Annotated in this window: 16 protein-coding genes; 6 read left to right on the top strand and 10 right to left on the bottom strand. The window is 65.1% G+C overall.

Annotation, left to right across the window (positions count from 1 at the left end):
* Positions 1-171: 171 nt before the first annotated feature.
* On the top strand, positions 172-1359 hold the full coding sequence (gene cfaB, locus BLV20_RS04410; RefSeq protein ID WP_092297531.1) for a C17 cyclopropane fatty acid synthase CfaB: 1188 nt from the start codon (positions 172-174) through the stop codon (positions 1357-1359).
* A 10-nt stretch (positions 1360-1369) separates the two neighbouring features.
* Here the strand turns inward: cfaB and cls are convergent, their stop codons facing one another.
* Positions 1370-2809 carry a cardiolipin synthase gene (gene cls, locus BLV20_RS04415; protein ID WP_092297534.1) on the bottom strand — a complete coding sequence of 480 codons (1440 nt, stop codon included), beginning with the start codon at positions 2807-2809 and terminating at the stop codon, positions 1370-1372.
* 221 nt (positions 2810-3030) lie between these two features.
* Here cls and BLV20_RS04420 point away from each other — a divergent pair, with 221 nt between their 5' ends.
* Complete coding sequence (locus tag BLV20_RS04420; RefSeq protein WP_092297537.1) at positions 3031-3552, top strand: DUF3617 domain-containing protein; 522 nt, start codon at positions 3031-3033, stop codon at positions 3550-3552.
* Between the two features lie 129 nt (positions 3553-3681).
* Here BLV20_RS04420 and thrS read toward each other — a convergent pair whose 3' ends face one another.
* The 8 genes from thrS to folE2 are packed head-to-tail and all read right to left on the bottom strand — an operon-like array spanning position 3682 to position 11280.
* Positions 3682-5580 (bottom strand): threonine--tRNA ligase, encoded by a 1899-nt coding sequence (gene thrS, locus BLV20_RS04425; protein ID WP_092297540.1) that lies wholly within the window; start codon positions 5578-5580, stop codon positions 3682-3684.
* Between the two features lie 45 nt (positions 5581-5625).
* On the bottom strand, positions 5626-6963 hold the full coding sequence (locus BLV20_RS04430; RefSeq protein ID WP_092297543.1) for a dihydroorotase: 1338 nt from the start codon (positions 6961-6963) through the stop codon (positions 5626-5628).
* A gap of 2 nt (positions 6964-6965) precedes the next feature.
* Positions 6966-7526: a gamma carbonic anhydrase family protein gene (locus tag BLV20_RS04435; RefSeq protein WP_092297546.1), complete on the bottom strand. Its 561-nt coding sequence runs from the start codon at positions 7524-7526 to the stop codon at positions 6966-6968.
* The gene (gene hisI, locus BLV20_RS04440; protein WP_092297549.1) at positions 7523-7960 is read right to left on the bottom strand and encodes a phosphoribosyl-AMP cyclohydrolase; all 438 of its coding nucleotides are present in this window, start codon (positions 7958-7960) and stop codon (positions 7523-7525) included. Before hisI ends, BLV20_RS04435 begins: the two co-directional genes overlap by 4 nt.
* Entirely contained in the window at positions 7957-8841 is an 885-nt protein-coding gene (locus BLV20_RS04445) for a metal ABC transporter substrate-binding protein (protein ID WP_092297552.1), read from the bottom strand. Before BLV20_RS04445 ends, hisI begins: the two co-directional genes overlap by 4 nt.
* 11 nt (positions 8842-8852) lie before the next feature.
* Positions 8853-9719 (bottom strand): metal ABC transporter permease, encoded by an 867-nt coding sequence (locus BLV20_RS04450; protein ID WP_092297555.1) that lies wholly within the window; start codon positions 9717-9719, stop codon positions 8853-8855.
* Entirely contained in the window at positions 9719-10387 is a 669-nt protein-coding gene (locus BLV20_RS04455; protein ID WP_092297558.1) for a metal ABC transporter ATP-binding protein, read from the bottom strand. The genes BLV20_RS04450 and BLV20_RS04455 overlap by 1 nt, the downstream gene beginning before the upstream one ends.
* Positions 10384-11280: a GTP cyclohydrolase FolE2 gene (folE2, locus tag BLV20_RS04460; RefSeq protein ID WP_092297561.1), complete on the bottom strand. Its 897-nt coding sequence runs from the start codon at positions 11278-11280 to the stop codon at positions 10384-10386. The genes BLV20_RS04455 and folE2 overlap by 4 nt, the downstream gene beginning before the upstream one ends.
* Positions 11281-11410: 130 nt before the next feature.
* On the opposite strand from folE2, the gene BLV20_RS04465 reads away from it, so the two are divergent.
* On the top strand, positions 11411-12619 hold the full coding sequence (locus BLV20_RS04465) for an N-acetylmuramoyl-L-alanine amidase (RefSeq protein WP_092297565.1): 1209 nt from the start codon (positions 11411-11413) through the stop codon (positions 12617-12619).
* A gap of 529 nt (positions 12620-13148) precedes the next feature.
* On the opposite strand, the gene BLV20_RS04470 is transcribed toward BLV20_RS04465, so the two are convergent.
* Positions 13149-13529 (bottom strand): glutamine synthetase, encoded by a 381-nt coding sequence (locus BLV20_RS04470; protein ID WP_092297568.1) that lies wholly within the window; start codon positions 13527-13529, stop codon positions 13149-13151.
* 136 nt (positions 13530-13665) lie between these two features.
* Here BLV20_RS04470 and dksA point away from each other — a divergent pair, with 136 nt between their 5' ends.
* Genes dksA through BLV20_RS04485 form a run of 3 tightly spaced genes read left to right on the top strand, consistent with a single transcriptional unit; the run spans position 13666 to position 16010 of the window.
* Positions 13666-14070 carry an RNA polymerase-binding protein DksA gene (gene dksA, locus BLV20_RS04475; protein WP_092298485.1) on the top strand — a complete coding sequence of 135 codons (405 nt, stop codon included), beginning with the start codon at positions 13666-13668 and terminating at the stop codon, positions 14068-14070.
* Between the two features lie 33 nt (positions 14071-14103).
* The gene (gene zigA, locus BLV20_RS04480) at positions 14104-15312 is read left to right on the top strand and encodes a zinc metallochaperone GTPase ZigA (protein ID WP_092297572.1); all 1209 of its coding nucleotides are present in this window, start codon (positions 14104-14106) and stop codon (positions 15310-15312) included.
* Positions 15312-16010: a DUF1826 domain-containing protein gene (locus BLV20_RS04485; RefSeq protein ID WP_092297575.1), complete on the top strand. Its 699-nt coding sequence runs from the start codon at positions 15312-15314 to the stop codon at positions 16008-16010. The genes zigA and BLV20_RS04485 overlap by 1 nt, the downstream gene beginning before the upstream one ends.
* The last annotated feature ends 130 nt before the right edge of the window (positions 16011-16140 follow it).

Below are 16140 nucleotides of genomic sequence, written 5' to 3' on the forward strand. Positions count from 1 at the left end.
TCATCAGAAAGAGGGTTCGGCCCCACGGAGGGTTGGCTGGCTGGAACGGTGGCCGCCCATGGATTGTTGCAATGCCGGCACTGATGAATTTCAGTCTGTCAGATCGATAGCCTGCTAATTTTTCAGTATGGTCTAACCTCACTCAGACGTCTGAAACAAGGGGGATAATCCATGCTCGCGCAACTTCCACCGGCCTTACAGAATCTGCAACTTCCGCTGCGCCTGCGACTCTGGGACGGCCATGAATTCAACCTGGGGCCGTCGCCCAGCGTCACCATTGTGGTCAAGGACCCACAACTGGTTACCCAGTTTTCCCATCCCACTCTCGACTCGCTGGGGGCGGCATTCGTCGAGGGCAAACTTGAACTGGAAGGTTCGATCAGCGAAGTCATCCGGGTCTGCGACGAGCTGAGCCAGGCGTTGCTGGACGGCGAAGAGCAAGCGCTGCCGGTGCGTTCCCTGCACGACAAGGCCACTGACGCGGCCGCCATTTCCTACCATTACGACCTTTCCAACGATTTCTACCGGCTGTGGCTCGACAGCGACATGGCCTATTCCTGCGCCTATTTCGAGACCGGCAGTGAAAGCCTGGAACAGGCCCAGCAAGCCAAATTCCGCCACCTGTGCCGCAAGTTGCGCTTGCAGCCCGGCGAATACCTGCTGGATGTCGGTTGCGGCTGGGGCGGGCTGGCGCGCTATGCGGCGCGGGAATTCGGGGCCAAGGTGTTCGGCATTACCCTGAGCAAGGAACAGTTGGCCCTGGCCCGGGAACGGGTCGTCGAGGAAGGCTTGCAGGACCAGGTGGAGCTGCAACTGCTGGACTACCGCGATCTGCCCCAGGACGGCCGCTTCGACAAGGTGGTGAGCGTCGGCATGTTCGAGCATGTGGGGCACGCCAACCTGGCGCAATACTGCAAGACGCTGTTCGGCGCGGTGCGTGAAGGCGGCCTGGTGATGAACCACGGGATCACCGCCAAGCACACCGATGGGCGTCCCGTGGGCCGTGGGGCCGGCGAATTCATCGAGAAATACGTGTTCCCCAACGGCGAGCTGCCGCATCTGGCGATGATCTCGGCCGAGATCAGCGAGGCGGGGCTGGAAATCGTCGATGTGGAAAGCCTGCGCCTGCATTACGCGCGCACCCTGGACCACTGGAGCGAGCGCCTGGAAGACAACCTGGAAGCCGCCTCGCGGCTGGTGCCGGAACAGGTCTTGCGCATCTGGCGCCTGTACCTGGCCGGCTGTGCCTACGCCTTCGCCCGCGGCTGGATCAACCTGCACCAGATTCTCGCGGTCAAGGCGCACGCCGATGGCAGCCACGAGCTGCCTTGGACCCGCGACGACCTGTATTACTCGTGAAGCGCCGACGCTAGAGAATCGGTGAAATAAGCCGGGCGACCCGCATGCCAAGCTGTTGCAGGCGGTGGGTTTCCCGGCTTTCTTCCTTGGCGATTTCCCGCGACTGTTCGAAGTCCTGGTTGAGCATATGTTCGACCTGGCGGGCGAAGGCTTCGTCGACGGTCAGCAACATCACTTCGAAATTCAGGCGGAACGAGCGGTTGTCCAGGTTGGCGCTGCCGATCGCGGTGATTTCGCTGTCGATCAGCACCACCTTCTGGTGCAGGAAACCCGGCTGGTAACGGAAGATCCGCACGCCGGCGCGCACCGCTTCGAAGGCGTACAGGCTGGACGCCGCGTAGACGATCCGGTGGTCGGCGCGCGACGGCAGGAGGATGCGCACGTCCACCCCGCGCAGCGCGGCCAGGCGCAAGGCGGCGAACACGGCTTCGTCGGGGACGAAATAAGGGCTGGTGATCCACACCCGCTCGGTCGCCGCGTGGATGGCTTCGACGAAGAACAGCGAGCAGGTTTCATAGGAATCCGCCGGGCCGCTGGCCAGCACCTGGCACAGCACGCCGTCGTCGGGGTAAGCGTCGGGCAGGATCAGCGGCGGCAATTGTCGCGAGGCCCAGAACCAGTCTTCGGCGAAGGACTCCTGCAAACAAGCCACCACCGGCCCGCTGACCGCCACGTGGGTGTCGCGCCAGGGCGCCAGGGGCGGTTTTTTCCCCAGGTATTCGTCGCCCACGTTATGCCCGCCGACGAACCCCAGCAGGCCGTCCACCACCACGATCTTGCGGTGGTTGCGGAAGTTGATCTGGAAGCGGTTGAGCCAGCCGCTGCGGGTGGCGAAGGCATGCACCTGGATGCCGGCGTCGCGCAGGGGCTGCACATAAGCGTGGGGCAGGGAATGGCTGCCGATGCGGTCGTAGAGCAGGTGGATCGCCACGCCTTCGCCGGCTTTTTTCAGCAGCAGGCTGTGCAGGCGGCGGCCAAGGTCGTCGTCATGGATGATGAAGAACTGAATCAGCACCGCCGTGCGGGCACGCTCGATGGCCGCGAAAATCGCCGCGAAAGTGGCGTCGCCGTTGACCAGCAGCTGCACATGGTTGCTGGCCAGGCAGGGCATGCGCCCCAGCTTGGGCATGGCCCGCAGCGAGGTGTAGGCCACCGAGGCGCGGGCGCTCAGGGCTTCTTCGACCCAGGGGCGCCAGTTGAGGTCGTTGATCGCCTTGCGCATCTCCAGGTTGGCCTGGCGTCGTGCCTTGATGTAGGCATCGAAAGTGCTGCGGCCGAACACCAGGTAGGGGAGCAGGGTCAGGTAAGGCATGAACAGCAGCGACAGGGCCCAGGCGATGGAGCCTTGGGCGGTCCTGACGGTCAGCACGGCGTGGATGGCGGCGATCAGGCCGAGAAAATGCAGCAGGGCAATCAGATAGCCAAAAATATGTGGGCCAAAATAATCCATGGGGACAGCCTTGCTCCTGAAGATTCAATGCTGGGGTCCGTTTGAAAAGCGGCGTGCCGGGCGCCTTTGGCGCTACGCGCAAACAGGCTCGAACGTGCTCGCCAACTCTTGGTGCAGACCCTAACAGACCATGTTCCACAACGATTGTCGCTAATTAATTCGCCATGCAACGCCGCTGCATTTTTGGCGTCTAACGGCCACTACTGTCTAGGAGTCATTCGATGAAGCTTCGTCTACTGGGTTTGGCCATGGCCGCCGTTGTGTCGTTTCCGCTGGCCGCGCAGGCCCAGATGCTGCAACCGGGCCTGTGGGAGCTGACCACCAGCAATATGAAGGTCGATGACCAGAACCTGCCGGATCTGTCGTTGATTCTCGGCCAGTTGCAACAACAGCTGACCCCCGAGCAGCGGGCGCAGCTGGAGAAGCAGGGCGTGACCATGGGCGGCAAGGGCATTCGCGTTTGCCTGACGCCGGAGCAGGTGAAGACCGACAGCATTCCGCTGCAAGACCCGCAATCGGGCTGCCGCCAGGAGATCACCGACCGTACCTCCAACCAATGGAAATTCCGTTTCAGCTGCCCGAAAGCCCAAGGCTCGGGCGTGGCGAAATTCCTCAGCGATCGCGAGTTCACCACCAACGTCATCGGCACCTTCAATGCCACCGGCTTCCAGCAGAAGGGCAGCATGGACACCCGCGCGGTGTGGCTGGGGCAGGATTGCGGCACGGTCAAACCCCGGGCCTGAAAGCTTCGCGGGCAAGCCTCGCTCCTACAGAAGACGCGCTGCGGGCGTTCATGACGCTACACAGGCGAGGTAGGAGCGAGCGGACGACGATCCGACTTGGCCGCGATAGCATCCGCCCAGGCGCTGCCGCTACAACCCCAAGCGCATCCGTTCGGCCACCTCGCTCACCGGCCACCGTCCCAGGTCCTCGCCATGGCGGTTGCGCAAACTGACAAATCCCCCGTCCTTTTCCTTGTCGCCCACCACCAGCAGGTACGGCACCTTTTGCAGGCTGTGCTCGCGGATCTTGTAGCTGATCTTCTCGTTGCGCAGGTCGGCGCCGGCGCGCAGGCCCTGGCGCGACAGGCTGTCGGCCACTGACCGGGCGTAGTCCGCCTGGCCTTCGCTGATGTTGATCACCACCGCCTGCCGCGGCGCCAGCCAGCACGGCAGGGCGCCGCTGTAATGCTCGATGAGGATGCCGATAAACCGCTCCAGGGAACCGAACAGCGCGCGGTGCAGCATCACCGGGCGCTGGCGTTCGCCGTGTTCGTCGATGTAGCTGATGGCGAAGCGTTCCGGCAGGTTGAGGTCGACCTGCAGGGTGCCGCATTGCCAGTCGCGGCCGATGGCGTCGCGCAGCACGAACTCCAGCTTCGGGCCGTAGAACGCGCCTTCGCCGGGGCTGACCTGATAGTCGATGGCCATCGTTGCCAGGGCGCCGGACAAGGCGCCTTCCAGCTGGTCCCACAGCGCGTCGCTGCCGATGCGATGGGCTGGGCGGGTGGAGAGCTTGACCGCGACATCGTGGAAGCCGAAGTCGCGATAGATGTCGAAGACCAGGGCGATGGTGCTCGCGCATTCGGCCTGCATTTGTGCCGGGGTGCAGAAGATGTGCGCGTCGTCCTGGGTGAAATGGCGCACCCGCAGTAACCCGTGCAACGCGCCGGAGGGTTCGTAGCGGTGCACCTTGCCGAACTCGGCGATGCGTAGCGGCAGGTCGCGGTAGCTTTTCAGGCCGCGGCTGAAGATCGACACCGCGCCGGGGCAGTTCATCGGTTTGAGGGCGAACACCCGCTGGTCTTCGGTGGTGGTGCTGAACATGTGGTCGCGGTAGTTCTGCCAGTGCCCGGAGGTTTCCCAGAGGCTGCGGTCCATCACGTCCGGGGTGTTCACTTCCTGATAGCCAGCCTGGTCCTGGCGCCTGCGCATGTAGCCGATCAGTTGCTGGAACAGGGTCCAGCCCTTGGCATGCCAGAACACCGAGCCCGGCGCGCAGTCGTCGAAGTGGAACAGGTCCAGTTGCTGGCCGAGCTTGCGGTGGTCGCGCTTGCCGGCTTCTTCCAGACGGGTCAGGTAATCCTTGAGGTCTTTCTGGGTGGCCCAGCAGGTGCCGTAGATCCGTTGCAGCGGTGCGTTCCTGGCGTCGCCGCGCCAGTAGGCGCCGGCGACCTTGGTCAGCTTGAATGCCTGGAGGATGCCGGTGAACGGCACGTGGGGGCCGCGGCACAGGTCTTCGAAATCGCCCTGGCGGTACAGCGACAACACTTGCTCCTGGGGCATGTCGCGGATCAGTTCGGCCTTGTAGTGCTCGCCCAGGCTGGCGAAGTATTCCAGCGCGTCGTCGCGGCTCAGCTCGCGCCGGCGCACTGCATGGTTGGTCGCGGCGAGGCGGATCATGCGGGCCTCGATGCGCTGCAGGTCGTCGGGGGTGAAGGGCCGTTCGTAGGCGAAGTCGTAAAAGAAGCCGTCCTCGATCACCGGGCCGATGGCGACCTGGGCCGAGGGGTACAACTCCTTCACCGCCATGGCCAGCAGATGCGCGCAGGAGTGGCGCAAGATCTCCAGGCCCTCGGGCTCGCGGGCGGTGACGATGCTGACCCGGGCAGCGCTTTCGAGCACGAAGGAGCAATCCACCAGATGATCATTCACCCGGCCGGCGACGGCCGCCCTGGCCAGGCCGAGGCCGATGCTCGCGGCCACCTCGTATACGGAAAGTGGCTGGTCGTACTCACGCTGTGAGCCGTCGGGCAGGGTGATGTGAATCATCGGGGTGTTCCTTGGTGTTTCAGGGCGGAAGAATTCGGCGGGGGATCAGCGGGTAAAGCGCAGCGGCAAACCCTGGCAGTTGTCGTGCAGGCGCCCGGCGTGCCAGGCCAGTTGCCCCGAGACCAGGGTGGTGCCGACGCTGTGGCGCAAACGTCGCTCGGCGAAAGGCGTCCAGCCGCACTGGGCGAGGATCGGCTGCTGGTCCACGGCCACGCCTTCGGGCTCGGGCCTGATCAACACCAGGTCGGCCCAGTAGCCTTCGCGCAGGTAGCCGCGGTCGGGAATGGCGAACAGGTCGGCGACCCGGTGGCTGGTTTTTTCCACCAGCGTGGTGACGGGCAGCACGCCGTCGGCCACCAGTTCGAACAGGGCGGGCAGGGCGTGTTGCACCAGCGGCAACCCGGCGGGCGCTTGCCGGTAGGGCAGCTGCTTTTGCGCCCAGGTGTGCGGTGCGTGGTCGCTGCCGATCACATCCAGGCGATTGCCGAGCAAGGCCTGGCGCAGGGCGTCGCGGTCGGCGCGGGTCTTGATCGCCGGGTTGCATTTGATCAGGTGCCCGAGGCGCGCGTAATCACGGTCGTCGAACAGCAAATGGTGCAGGCAGACCTCGGCGGTGATGCGCTTTTGCGCCAGGGGCTTGTCTTCGAACAGCACCAGTTCGCGGGCGGTGGTCAGGTGCAAGACGTGCAGGCGCGTACCGTGACGCTTGGCCAGTTCCACGGCCAGCGACGAGGAGCGGTAGCAGGCTTCGGCATCGCGGATCAGTGGGTGGGCCACGGCGGGAATCGCCTCGCCGAAACGTGCCTGCATGCGCTGCTCGTTGGCCTGGATGCTGGGCGTGTGTTCGCAGTGCGCCAGGAGGATGGTCGGCACCTCGGCGAACAGCCGCTCCAGGACCTGCGGGTCGTCCACCAGCATGTTGCCGGTGGAGGCGCCCATGAACACTTTGACCCCGGCCACCAGGCACGGGTCGAGGGCGGCGACGGTGTCGAGATTGTCGCGGCTGACGCCGAAGTGAAAGCCGTAGTTGGCTACCGAGTTGATGGCCGCGCGGCGCTTCTTGTCCTCCAGCGCGGCCAGGCTCAGGGTCGCGGGCTGGGTGTTGGGCATGTCCATGAAACTGGTGATGCCACCTGCCACGGCCGCCCGCGACTCGCTGTAGAAACTGCCTTTTTCCGGCGCGCCAGGATCGCGGAAATGCACCTGGTCGTCGATCATTCCCGGCACCAGCCACTGGCCCCGGGCATCGATTTCGAGGCTGGCGTTCTCGCCTTCGATGCTGCTGGCGATCTTCACGATGCGCCCATGGTCCACCAGCAGGTCGGCGTCGAACTCGCGTCCTTCGTTGACCAGCCGGGCGTTGCGAATCAGCACGCTGCCCATGGTCAAAACTCGTTCTGCAGGGCTTTGTAGCCGCGCACCAGGTCGACGTTGGTGCGTGCCACGTCTTCGGAAAACTCCGAGGCGCTGACGCTGACCGGCGGGAATTGCGAGAGGTCGGTATTGGGCCCGATGCGGGTGGTGGAGGGCACGTAGAAGCCCTGCGGCAAGTCGCGGCCATCGACCACCGAGTTGTGCCGCACCACGCTGCGGTTGCCGACCACGCAGTTGAACAGCACGCTGTTGAAACCGATGAAGACCCGGTCGCCGACCGAGCACGGGCCATGGACGATGGAGCGGTGGGCGATGGAGGTGAACTCGCCGATGGTCACCGCCGCGCCGGATTTGGAGTGGATCACCACGCCGTCCTGGATGTTCGAATTGGCGCCGATGACGATCGGGTCCATGGCTCCGTGCTCGTTGACTTCGTCGGCGCGGATTACCGCGTAGGGGCCGACGAATACGTTTTCGCCGATCACCACCTTGCCGCAGATGATGGCGGTCTTGTCGACGTAGGCCGACTCGGCGATGACCGGCAGATCGCCGGAAGGGTTCTTGCGAATCATGCTGGGGTTTCCTCTAGCGGCGCGCTGATGACTTGTACGGCGCCGTCGCGAATGGCGTTGTAGAAACAGTTGGGGCGCCCGGTGTGGCAGGCCGGGCCTTGCTGGTCCACCAGCAGCAGGACGGCGTCGCCGTCGCAGTCCAGGCGCGCCTCGACCAGCCGCTGGCGATGCCCCGAGCTTTCGCCCTTGCGCCACAGCCGCTGGCGCGAGCGCGACCAGTAGCAAACCTGCTCGCTGGCCAGGGTCTCGGCCAGCGCCTTGCGGTTCATCCAGGCCAGCATCAGCACCTCGCCGGTGTCGTGCTGCTGGGCGATGGCGGCGATCAGGCCGTCGGCGTTCCACGGCAACGCCTCGAGCACAGCGGTGAGCGGCCAGCGGCTGTCCAGGGGCGCGCTTTCCAGGTCGAGCATCGACAGCGGCGGACGCTTGTTCATGGCTGGCTCAGGGCGTCGTACAGGGTGTCCAGGTTGTATTCGAACAAGCCGGTGAAGGTGCTGGCCGGGCCCTTGGCGGCGAGGGCGTCGGAGTACAGGGTGCCGCCGATGTGGGCGCCGCTTTCTTCGGCGATCTGCTTGAGCAGGCGCGCGTCCTTGATGTTCTCCATGAATACCGCCTTGACCTTGGCGTTGCGGATCTGGGTGATCAGCGCCGCGACTTCCGCCGCCGAGGGTTCGCGTTCGGTGGACAGGCCTTGCGGGGCCATGAAGTCGATGCCGTAGGCCTGCCCCAGATAACCGAAGGCATCGTGGGAAGTGACGACCTTGCGGTTGCCCGGCGGCAGCGAGCCGAGCTTGGCCTTGGCCTCGGCCAGCAGCGCGTAGATGCGTTTCAGGTAGGCCTGGCTGTTGCGTTGGTAGTCGGCCTGGTTCGCCGGATCGGCGGCGACCAGCGCCTTGGTGATGTTGGCCACATAGAGCTCGGCGTTCGCCAGGTTGTGCCAGGCGTGAGGGTCGGACACGGTTTCGCCGTCCTCGTCCAGCGAGCGTGGAATGACCCCGCGACTGGCGCTGATCACCATGGCCCGGGTGCCGGTGCTGGCCACCAGGCGGTCGAGCCAGGGCTCGAAACCCAGGCCGTTCTTGATGATCAGCCGGGCCTTGAGCAGGGCCTTGGCATCATCCGGAGTCGGTTCGTAAGTGTGGGCGTCGGCGTCCGGGCCGACCATGTCGGTGATCTGCACATGCTCGCCGCCGACCTGTCGAGTGATGTCGGCAAGGATGCTGAAGCTGGTGACCACGGCAAGTTTGTCGGCGGCCTGGGCGGTCGACAACGACAGCGGCAGCAACAGACTGAAGAGCACGAGTAGGGCGCGCATCGGGAAACACCTCATGGGGATGTGGGCAAGGGCGGACGGCGCAGCAGGCCGTGCACCGGCCCGAACACCACGGAAAGTAGGTACAGGCCGCCCGCCACCAGGACGATGGCCGGGCCGCTGGGCAGCGAGTAGTGGAACGACAGCAACAGGCCGAGCCACACCGAGAGGCAGCCGAACACCGCGGCCACGCCGATCAGCACCGGCAGGCGACGGCTCCAGAAGCGCGAGGCGGCGGCCGGCAGCATCATCAGGCCGACCACCATCAAGGCGCCGATGGCCTGGAAACCGATCACCAGGTTCAGCACCACCAGGGTCAGGAACACGCCGTGGGCGAAGGGGCCGAGGCGGCTGACGCTGTTGAGGAACAGCGGGTCGAGGGTGTCCAGCAACAGCGCCTTGTAGATCAGCGCCATGGCTAGCAGGCTGACCCCACAGACCCAGAGCATGCCCTCAAGCGTCGGCCCGTCCACCGCCAGGGCCGAGCCGAACAGCAGGTGCAGCAGGTCCAGGCGCTTGCCGGCCAGGCCGAGAATCAGCACGCCGCTGGCCAGGGAGATCGGGTAGATCGCGGCCAGGCTGGCGTCCTCGCGCAAGCCGGTGCGCCGGGTAATCCAGGCGGCCAGGCCGGCCATGCCCAAGCCGGCGCCCAGCCCTCCGAGCGTCAGCGCCGGCAGGCTCAGCCCGGCGAACCAGAAGCCCAGCGCCGCGCCCGGGAGGATGCCGTGGGCCACGGCGTCGCCGATCAGGCTCATGCGCCGCAGGATCAGGAACACTCCCAGCGGCGCGGTGCTGCACGCCAGCACCAGGCCGCCGAGCAACGCCCGGCGCATGAACACGAATTCGTGGAAGGGTTGCCAGAGCTGGGCGGCGGCGAGCATCAGGCCACCTGCATCCGCAGGGGCTGGACGATCAGCTCCTCGCTGCTGCCGAACAGGCATCCGCCGGCCTTGATCACCAGCGTCTGGGGGATGTGTTGGCGCACGGCGGCGAGGTCATGGCAGACCACGACTTGGGTGCGGCCTTGCTGGTGCCAGGCGTGGATGTGTTGCCACAACAGCTCCTGGCCCAGTTCGTCCAGGGCCGCGTGGGGTTCGTCCAGCAGCAACAGCGGCGTATCGGCGAGGCTCAGGCGGGCGAGCAGGGCACGCTGCAATTCGCCGCCGGACAGGGCCATCAGCGGGCGCTGGTCCAGGCCGTCCAGGCGCCAGTCCGCGAGCACCTGCTGCAAGCGTTCGGCCCGCTGTTGGGCGTTTTGTCGAGCGCCCCAGAAACCGGCGGCCACCAACTCTTGCAAGGTGATGGGGAACTGCCGGTCGAGGTATTGCTGCTGCGGCAAATAGGACAGGCCGCCACGGCGCGGGACCTGCAAGGCGAGCCTCCCGGCCAGGGGTTTTTGCAGGCCGGCGATGACCTTCAGCAAGCTGCTTTTACCCGAGCCATTGGCGCCGATGATGGCCGTCAGGCTGCCGGCCTCCAGCGTCAGGTCGAGCGCTGGCGCCAAGGGTTGGCCGGGCGCGCCCCAACGCAGCGCTTGCAGGCTGATCATGCGAGCTCCCAGTTCCAGCGGCTCTCGGCCACGGCGTCATGGGCGTGCAGGCTTTCGGCGTGCACCACGCGTACCTGGAAGGCGCGGATGCCAGGCGTGCGTTGCAATGCCAGGTTCAGGCGGCGCGCGGCGTCTTCACAGAACATCAGGTTTTGCCCGTTGGCCAGGGCGAAGGCTTGTTCGTCGGCGCGTTTCACCGCGGTTTGCACGGCAGTGCCGAGGGCGGCTTCGGCGTCGTTGATCGCCGCCATCAGCGGTAGCTCGTCGAGAAAATCATCCAGGCGCAGCTGCAGTTGCGCGCTGCTGCGTTGGCTGTGGGGCGTGGCGACTATGCCTTTGGAGGAGCCGAGCCAGGTCAGTACGTCTTCATGCTGCAGCGGCCGATTGGCGAAATCATCGATGAATTGCTGCTGAATCAGCTGCCTGGAAAGCGCGGCGGAGCAGGGGCACGTCGAGGAATAAGGCACCTCGATTTTTAGTTCCACGTGGAACACTGCGTTTTTCAGACGCGCTTCGATGCTCACCGGATAGCTTTTCCAGCCGGCCAATGGGCTGATCAAGGCCGGGCGTTTCAGCAGCAGATCGGCATGGATTCGCAGGTAGGCGCTGCTCGACAAACCGTCGTGGCTGTCGAGGAAACGTTGCAGCAAACGGCGCATCAGGGCTGGGGTGAGGTTTTCCTGTTCGAGCATTTCCAGTGCCAGATACAGGCGCGACATATGAATGCCGCGGGCTTCGCCGTCGTCGAGACTGACGCCGGCATCCGCTGTTGCGCCAATCCGCTGGCCATCAAACAACACAGGTAAGGCAATGCCGCACATGCCCACCCACTCAAGGGGCAGGGCCTGGCGTGCGGCCTGCGCGGCGATATCCGGCAGAGTCAGCGCATTCATGGGCAGGTCCATCGTTGGAAACAATTCGCCATGTTATATTATAACAATGCAGTCGATGAAACCTTTTTCCTGAACGTTTTTTCACCAAGCCTTATCGAGTACGGAAGCTCCTCAATCTGCGGTGTAAGTCATGCACAGACGTCAATTGCTCAACCTGTTGCTGGCCAGTGCGGTCCTGATTCTGCCGTTGGGGGTTTGCGCCACCCAGGTTCGCAACCTGCGGTTATGGAATTCGGCCGACAAGCTGCGCCTGGTGCTCGACCTGAGTGGGCCGGTGCAATACAAGACGTTTTCTCTCAGCGCCCCGGAGCGGCTGATCATCGACCTTCGTGGCGCGCAGCTCAGCGGCGATTTCAGCCAGCTGGCCCTGGCCAACACGCCGATTCGTTCGATCCGTTCCGGGCACCTTGGCCAGGGCGATACGCGGATCGTCCTCGACCTCGTCGAGCCGCTGCGGCTCGACAGCTTCTTGCTGCCGCCCCAGGACGGCCAGGGCCACCGCCTGGTGCTGGACCTGAGCAACGCCGTTCGTGCCCCGCAGCCGGTTGCCGCGCCTGTGTTGCCCCGTGAAACAGCGTCGGACCGGGCACACCCCAAGCGCGACATCATCGTTGTGGTCGACCCGGGCCACGGCGGCAAGGACCCGGGCGCGGTCGGTGCCCGTGGCGAACGGGAAAAGGATGTGGTGCTGGCGATCGCCCAACTGCTGGCCAAGCGGCTGAAGCGCGAGAAGGGCTTCGATGTGAAGCTGGTGCGCAACGACGATTTCTTCGTGCCGCTGCGCAAGCGGGTGGAGATCGCCCGCAAGCACAAAGCCGACATGTTCATCTCGGTGCACGCTGATGCGGCGCCGCGCCTGACCGCGTCCGGGGCGTCGGTGTACGCGTTGTCCGAAGGCGGCGCGACCTCGGCCACGGCGCGTTTCATGGCGCAGCGGGAGAACGGCGCCGACCTGTTGGGCGCCACCAGCCTGCTCAATCTGAAAGACAAGGACCCGATGCTCGCCGGGGTGATTCTCGACATGTCGATGAACGCGACCATCGCCGCCAGCCTGCAGTTGGGCAGCACCGTGCTGGGCAGCTTGGCCGGCATCACCACGCTGCATCAGAAGCGCGTGGAGCAGGCCGGTTTCGCGGTGCTCAAATCCCCCGACGTGCCTTCGATCCTGGTGGAGACCGGCTTCATCTCCAACAGCCGCGACAGCCAGCGCCTGGTCACCGCCCGGCACCAGCAGGCGATCGCCGACGGGCTGTTCGCCGGTTTGCAGAGCTACTTCCAGAAGAACCCACCGATAAACAGCTACCTGGCCTGGTTGCAGGAACAAAAGACCCAAGCCTGACCCCACCGCACGTCCGTAGGAGCACAGCTTGCGTGCGAAAAAGGCGCCGTGGTGTATCAGCCTGACGGCGTCAACATTCATCGCGGGCAAGCCTCGCTCCTACGAGGCCGCACGTCCGTAGGAGCACAGCTTGCGTGCGAAGAGAGCGCTGCGGTGTACCTGGCTGACCGCGTCAACGTTCATCGCGGGCGAGCCTCGCTCCTACGAGGCCGCAGGTCCGTAGGAGCACAGCTTGCGTGCGAAGAGGGCGCTGCGGTGTATCTGGCTGACCGCGCGACATTCATCGCGGGCAAGCCTCGCTCCTACGAGGCCGCACGTCCGTAGGAGCACAGCTTGCGTGCGAAAAAGGCGCTGCGGTGTACCTGGCTGACCGCGTCAACGTTCATCGCGGGCAAGCCTCGCTCCTACGAGGCCGCAGGTCCGTAGGAGCACAGCCTTGCGTGCGAAAAAGGCGCTGCGGTGTATCTGGCTGACCGCGCGACGTTCATCGCGGGCAAGCCTCGCTCCTACGGGGTGGATTTGTTTTTGCTTAGCAGCCGCTGATTCGGCTGCAGGTGAACGTGGCGCTGCTGCCGCCGGAGCTGGAAAAACGGTTGCGGGTGGTCCAGCCGATGCGCTGGCTGTAGCCCACCCAGGCCTCGCCGTCGGAAGCCAGGCCAGTGAAGAAGGTCAGCTGGCCGTAGCGGCTGTTGGTCTGCGCCCAATAACGTTTGCCGGCCACTTCGAACCCCCGCAGATAGGTGGTGCTGCCCGCGGCCGCGACGCTGTAGGCGTTGCCTTCGGGGTCCACGCAGGCCAGCAGGTTGGCGCTGCGGGTGCAGGTGGCCAGGGCACTGGGGACTTGCCCGATGGCAGTGTCCGCAAGCAGCAGGGACAGGCTCAGCAGCGTGTATTTCAAGGCGTGGCGCATGGGCTTTCTCGGCAAGGGACGCTCAAGCATCCCGCCCTTCGTCGCGGGCGGCAAGAGAGGGTTGGCTTATTTGCATTGTTATACTATAACATTAAATAAAGCCTGACCCGTGACTCCCGCCATGACCGAACGCCGCATCACTGAAGCGCAACTCCTCGCCCAGCCCGAGGCGGACTACATGAACGACCTCCAGCAGGCCTATTTCCGTGAGCTGCTGCTGGCCCAGCGCGCCGAGCTGCAAGAACGCATCGACGGCGAATTCGAGGTGTTGCGCGAGCAGGAGCCCCACAGCGACCCCGCCGATATCGGCAGCGCCGAGGAGCAGCGCCAGTGGCAACTACGCCTGCTGGAGCGGGAAAAGAAGCTGCTGGACAAGATCGACGAAGCCCTCGAGCTCCTGGCCCGAGGCGAATACGGCTGGTGCCGGGAAACCAGCGAGGCCATCGGCCTCAGGCGCTTGCTGCTGCGGCCCACCGCCACCTTGTGTATCGAAGCCAAAGAACGCCAAGAGCTGCGCGAACGCCATCAACGGGCGATTTGACCCAGCCACCCAGCCCCCGATGAGGACCACCTGATGACCGACCGTCTTCCCGTTACCGTGCTGTCCGGCTTTCTCGGCGCCGGCAAAAGCACGCTGCTCAACTATGTCCTGCGTAACCGCGACAACCTGCGGGTGGCGGTGATCGTCAACGACATGAGCGAAATCAACATCGACGGCAGCGAAGTGCAGCGCGATGTCAGCCTCAACCGCGCCGAAGAAAAACTGGTCGAAATGAGCAACGGCTGCATCTGCTGCACCCTGCGCGAAGACCTGCTGGAAGAGGTCGGCAAGCTGGCCAGGGACGGGCGCTTCGACTACCTGCTGATCGAATCCACCGGCATTTCCGAGCCGCTGCCGGTGGCCGAGACCTTCACCTTCCGTGACGAAACAGGGCAGAGCCTGGCCGACATCGCGCGGCTGGACACCATGGTCACCGTGGTCGACGGCCTGAACTTCCTGCTCGATTACCAGGCTGCGGAAAGCCTGGCCTCCCGTGGCGAAACCCTGGGCGAGGACGACGAGCGTTCGATCACCGATCTGTTGATCGAGCAGATCGAGTTCGCCGACGTGATCCTGATCAGCAAGATCGACCTGATCGGCAGCGACGAGCGCCAGGAGCTGATCGCCATCCTCGAGCGCCTCAATTCCCAGGCGGAAATCATCCCCATGCTGATGGGCCAAGTGCCGCTGGGGAAGATCCTCAACACCGGGCGCTTCGACTTCGAGCGCGCCGCCCAGGCACCGGGCTGGCTGCAGGAACTGCGCGGCGAGCACGTGCCGGAAACCGAGGAATACGGCATCGCCTCCAGCGCCTATCGGGCGCGGCGGCCTTTCCATCCGCAGCGCTTTTTCGACTTCATCAACCGCTCCTGGGACAACGGCAAGCTGCTGCGCTCCAAGGGCTTCTTCTGGCTGGCCAGCAAGCACCAGGAGGCCGGCAGCTGGTCCCAGGCTGGCGGCCTGATGCGTCATGGTTTTGCCGGGCGCTGGTGGCGTTTCGTGCCCAAGCAGCACTGGCCGCAGGACGCCGAAAGCACCACGGCGATCATGCAGAACTGGACCGCCGCCACTGGCGATTGCCGCCAGGAACTGGTGTTTATCGGGCAGAACATCGACTTCGCCCGGCTCACCGCCGAGCTCGACGACTGCCTGCTGACGGACGACGAAATGGCCCTGGGCGCGGAGGGCTGGCGCCTGCTGCGCGACCCGTTCGGCCCCTGGCATGAAGAGGCTGCCGCCTGATGCACTACCGACCGTTGCCCCCCGCAGGAGCGAGCGTGCTGGCGAAAAAATACCTGCCGCCAATCGCGCCGAAACCGACACGCCGCCAATCGTCCGGCCCGGCTCCCATCGTGCTCGCCGACATCCTGGACGACGAGGTCAACCTGGCCCTGTGGCAGCGCCAGTTGCCGGCGCATATCGCCGATTTCGGTGCCTTGCTGCTGTCGCTGGACGAACCGTTGGCCGAGTCGCTGTCGCTGGAACTTGCCACTGAAGACGCCGAGCCGAACCTGCGGGGCCTGGCTTCCGGCTTCAGCGATCTGCAGGGCTACGACGGCTTTATCGCCGATGTCGCCTGGCTGGTCAGCGCCTTTGCCTGCCTGCTGGGCGCCAAGCGTGTCGGCCTGCGCCTGCGGGTGCTGGATAAGGCCATGTGCCCGCGTTTTCATGTCGACCATGTGCCGGTGCGGCTGATCACCACCTATGCCGGGGCAGGCAGCCAATGGTTGCGCGAGGGCGCGATGGATCGCCGGCAACTGGGCCAGGCCGAGGCCGAACCCACGGATGGCACGCTGATCCAGCAGATCGCCAGCGGCGAGGTGGCCCTGTTCAAGGGCGAGAAATGGCTGGGCAACGAGGGCTGCGGCCTGATCCACCGCTCGCCGCAACCGGCCCCCGGCGAGCGCCGGCTGATCCTCACCCTGGACTGGCTCGGCTGACCCGCTGCCGCAGGCTGCGATCGGCTCCGCAGGAGACGTGCTCTTGAGGCCCTCGGAAGGCGCTGCGCGCCTTATCGCAGCCTGCGGCAGCGGCTACGGGAATTTCGCTGCCGCGGGTTAGCGCGTAGGA

Source organism: Pseudomonas sp. NFIX28, from assembly GCF_900107395.1.
In the GTDB taxonomy this organism is placed as follows: domain Bacteria; phylum Pseudomonadota; class Gammaproteobacteria; order Pseudomonadales; family Pseudomonadaceae; genus Aquipseudomonas.